The organism is Armatimonadia bacterium (assembly GCA_039679385.1).
Classification (GTDB): Bacteria; Armatimonadota; Zipacnadia; order Zipacnadales; family JABUFB01; genus JAJFTQ01.
In genome coordinates this window covers 1-2,616 of record JBDKVB010000060.1, presented here as the reverse complement: position 1 = coordinate 2,616, position 2,616 = coordinate 1, and the positions used below count along the sequence as shown (strand labels likewise).

At 65.1% G+C, this 2,616-nt stretch carries 4 protein-coding genes; all 4 read right to left on the bottom strand.

Annotated elements, in window-relative coordinates:
• Positions 1–57: 57 nt before the first annotated feature.
• The 4 genes from ABFE16_06140 to ABFE16_06125 all read right to left on the bottom strand — a co-directional run bounded on the left by ABFE16_06140 (position 58) and on the right by ABFE16_06125 (position 2,495).
• Positions 58–531, bottom strand: a complete 474-nt coding sequence (locus tag ABFE16_06140; GenBank protein ID MEN6344868.1) for an endonuclease VII domain-containing protein — start codon at positions 529–531, stop codon at positions 58–60.
• Entirely contained in the window at positions 528–1,190 is a 663-nt protein-coding gene (locus ABFE16_06135) for an RNA ligase family protein (GenBank protein ID MEN6344867.1), read from the bottom strand. Before ABFE16_06135 ends, ABFE16_06140 begins: the two co-directional genes overlap by 4 nt.
• Before the next feature lie 589 nt (positions 1,191–1,779).
• Positions 1,780–2,181: a hypothetical protein gene (locus ABFE16_06130; protein ID MEN6344866.1), complete on the bottom strand. Its 402-nt coding sequence runs from the start codon at positions 2,179–2,181 to the stop codon at positions 1,780–1,782.
• Positions 2,178–2,495 (bottom strand): hypothetical protein, encoded by a 318-nt coding sequence (locus ABFE16_06125; protein MEN6344865.1) that lies wholly within the window; start codon positions 2,493–2,495, stop codon positions 2,178–2,180. Before ABFE16_06125 ends, ABFE16_06130 begins: the two co-directional genes overlap by 4 nt.
• Positions 2,496–2,616: the final 121 nt, after the last annotated feature.

The window sequence follows — 2,616 nt, the reverse complement described above, 5'->3', positions numbered from 1 at the left end:
CCGGGCGAGCCTGGACCACCTTGAAGCCCTCGCGGGCCTTGCGGTCGCTGACCTGGGTCACTTCTGCTCCTCGTCGCCCTTGTGGCCCTCGATGCCCTTGGGGGCCTCGTCGTTCTTCAGGGTGACCCCGTGCCTGGCCAGATAGTCTAGCGCATGCATGGTCCATTCCTTGTCTTCGAGCAGTCGCCCGATTCGTAGATTGCAGTCGTTGCAGAGCAGTTCACGAACCGCCCCGGTAGCGTGATTGTGGTCAACACGCAGCCGGGATCGCGTACCCTTGACCACCGAGGTCTCCGGCTTCCCGCAGCATGCGCAGAGTCCCGCCTGGGCGGCGTGGATCCGGTCATAATCTTCGACCGTCAGGCCAAAACGCTTCAGGTTGTGTCGCCGCCCGGAGGCGGACGCTTCGGCTCGATGCGTTTCCCGGTAGGCGCGAATGTGCTCCGCATGGGTCTCGCGGTAGCGGCGTCCAGCCGCAGCCTTGCGCTCGCGCCGCTCCTCGTCGGTCTTCGCGGGCGTGCGGGAAATCATCCCGCCAACCCTTTAGGGATCTCATCATTGAGGAGCGTCACCTTCGAGAAGGTGCGTCCGGCGGTGTGCCAGATCACGATGCCCTCAGCGGGCTGCTTGAACGAGCCCAGGCGGGCGGCGGCGGGCGAGCCGTGCGCGTCGAGGACGGCGAGCGCGGTCTTGATGCGCTCCTCGCTCTGCGGGCCCCAGTACAGCACCGGCACGGCCGAGAGGCCCGGGACCTCGAACTGGGTGTCCTTCCAGCGGCTCGTGTTGAAGAGGCTGAAGCACTTCTCCTTCAGGCCGTAGCCGCGCTGGATGCCCTGGCCCCACCACTCGCCGAAGTGGCGGCCCTCGCCGAGCGCTGCAACGAGCCCCTCGGCGTTGGCCTCCACCCACTTGGCGAAGCCGAAGTTGTCGGCGTCGGGGGTGATGAACCGGGTGCGGGACTGGGCGAAGACCAGGAACACGCGGCCCTCAGCGTCGGCGATCGAGGCGATCACCTTCTGGGCGTCGGGCTCGAACAGCTCGTGGCGCCCGTCGTGGTGCTGGATGTGGTCCACCTGGTCGAGGGGTGTGATGAGGATGGCGGCATTGGTGCCGTCGATCTTCTCGGTCACCACGATGTCGCGGTTGAGGCGACTAATTTTCCCCCAAGGTACGAACTCAATTGCTGACAAGGTATGTTACCGCCCTTCGTAGTATGTCGGCGTCGTCCTGGACGCAGCCGAGCAGTGTGTAATTGCAGCGAAAGCAGAGCAGGCCACGAACGCGGCCTGTAGCGTGATCGTGATCCACGTCGAGCCGATCCGCAGGCCGAAGGCAGATGGCGCACTTGCCATCCTGCTGCTCGTAGAGCCGGTTCCATTCGGCGAGGTTGATTCCGTACTTGGCGCGGAGCTTCCAGTCCTTTTTTTGGAGAGGGCGACAGGTGTCGCAGTACCCTTGACGGAACGTGTTGAGGTGGACGAAATGCTCCCCGAAGGGGCACCAGCGCTCTCCGGCCTCGTTCCACGTAGGGGGCCGCTTGGTCGAGCCGCGCTTACGTCGGCGACGTTCTGCTCGGTCACGGACTTCCTCCTTCGTGGGCTTCTTGTGGTTGGATTTGGCAGCTTCGCGGCACTCGGGGGAACAGAAGCGCTGCCCCGAACCGGGGAGTCGAGGCTTCAGCCCGCAGTGCGCGCATGGGAGTTTTTCGCTCATGCCTCTTATTGTATCAGAAACATTACGGCCGGGCGATCTTGGGCCAGGGCTCGAATTCGATGGCGCTCACTTGGTCTCTCCGTTCAGGACGTACAGCACGGTCTTGCGGACGATCGCAGCCAGCTCGTCGGCGTAAGCCTCGAACTCGGCGGGGTCGGTCGGGACGTTCTGGGAAACCCCTCGGGCGGGCAGCTGGCGGCCGGATTCGGTGAACGCGAGCAGCTTGATCCGGAATGCGGCGACCGGGTCGGGGCTGTTGTCCGGATCGGGCTCCATGACCGGAACCGCGGCCTCCACCATCTCGAAGTGGCTGGGCATGAAGCCGATGGAGTGGCCGACCAGGAACACGGCGGGGGAGTAGGTTCCGCCCATGCTTGCCACGGTCTCGATGTCGCCGACCTTCACGCCCGCCCAGTTGTCGATGATCCGCCGGACCTTGTCGCCGGGCTGGAAGACGGGGGTGCTCACTTGTCGCCCCCCTCGTCCTCGGTGGTTTCGATCGGGTCGGAGGTGAGGGCGTAGTCGGCCTTGGTGCCGAGGTCCTCGTCCTCTTCGGCGGCGGCGGCGGGGGTCTCGGGCTCTGCGGGCGCTTCGGTCTGCGGGGCTTCGGACTCGGCAGGAGCCTCGGCGGGGGTGTTGTTCGCGGCCTGAAGGGCGGCGGCGACGTACTCGGAGAGGGTCTGGGTGCCGGAGGCGGCGGCGAGGCTCTCGATGAGCACGTTGCGCGGCAGCCGGAGGGTCACATCTTCGTAGATGTGGCTCATGAGGGCGGATTCGGTCATTTAGGGCCTCCTTGGGGTGAAATGGACGTTTCGGCGAGCATAGCAGCCGTTTGGGGCCGATTCCGGTCTTTCTGGGATCCTGGTTCCATATTTCAGCGTTTTCCCAGGTTCATGGGCAGTT